This is a genomic window from Mycobacterium sp. E735, assembly GCF_001666955.1.
Lineage (GTDB): Bacteria > Actinomycetota > Actinomycetes > Mycobacteriales > Mycobacteriaceae > Mycobacterium.
This window is the reverse complement of the sequence record NZ_LZIX01000074.1, coordinates 1-882: the sequence shown is the minus strand read 5'-3', so window position 1 is coordinate 882 and position 882 is coordinate 1. Positions and strand designations below refer to the sequence as shown.

1 protein-coding gene is annotated in these 882 nt (G+C 74.0%); it reads right to left on the bottom strand.

Annotated elements, in window-relative coordinates; translation table 11 throughout:
- Positions 1 to 882, bottom strand: an 882-nt coding sequence (locus tag A5704_RS06025; protein ID WP_156737621.1) for an ABC transporter permease, incomplete at both ends; no start/stop codon positions are given.

Genomic DNA, 882 nt, shown 5'->3' with positions numbered 1-882 from the left:
CGCGGGCCGAGCGGATCATGTCGGCGTTGGTGCCGGTGATCACCACGGTGGTGACCACACCGATGCACACGGTCATCACCGTCGCCCACACCCGCCGCGGTGCGCGCTCGACCGTGGCCGCCGCGAGCGCCCCGACCGATCCGAACGAGCGGGCCGTGGCGGCCGTTGCCTTGACGAGGGCGGTGCTGAGCGCGAAGCCGAGCGCGATCTCGGCGCTCAGCAGAGCGGCCATCGCGGCGAACGCGAGGGTGCCGCGCTGGCCGATGACGATCCAGATCGACGCGGCGAACACGGCGACGGCGCCGGCCCCGGCGGCGCCGCGCAGCCATCGCGGCACGACGTCCGCCGCCGACGCCCCGACGGGCGCCAGCGCCTCGATCGGCGCGACCTTGTACACCTGGCGCGCGGCCATCGCGGAAGCGACCACGCTGGTGAGCGCCGTGGCCGCGAGGGCCAGCGGAATGGCGTAGCCCGGCAGCCAATACTCGACCCTGGCCTCGAGCCCCTGGGTCATCGCCGGGGGCAATCGGCGAATCGCGATGTGCCCGGCCACGATTCCGAGCCCCGAACCGATGGCGCCGCCGATGAGGCCGAGGGTCGCCGCCTCCCCGATCATGTCGCCGACGATCGTCACGCGCCGGCCGCCGATCGCACGCAGCATGGAAATCACCGGCCGGCGCGCGGTGATCGCCATGGTCATCGTGGTGTAGATCAGGAACGCTCCGACCACCAACGCGACCGCCGCCCCCAGCAGGGCCATGTAGTTCATCAGCTTGACGCCGTCGCCGGCGCGGGCGGCCCGAACGCTCGGGGCGGCGACCAGGGCGCGACCGTTCACCGCCGCGGTGACCGCGGCGCGCACGGCGGCCACATCGGCGCCCG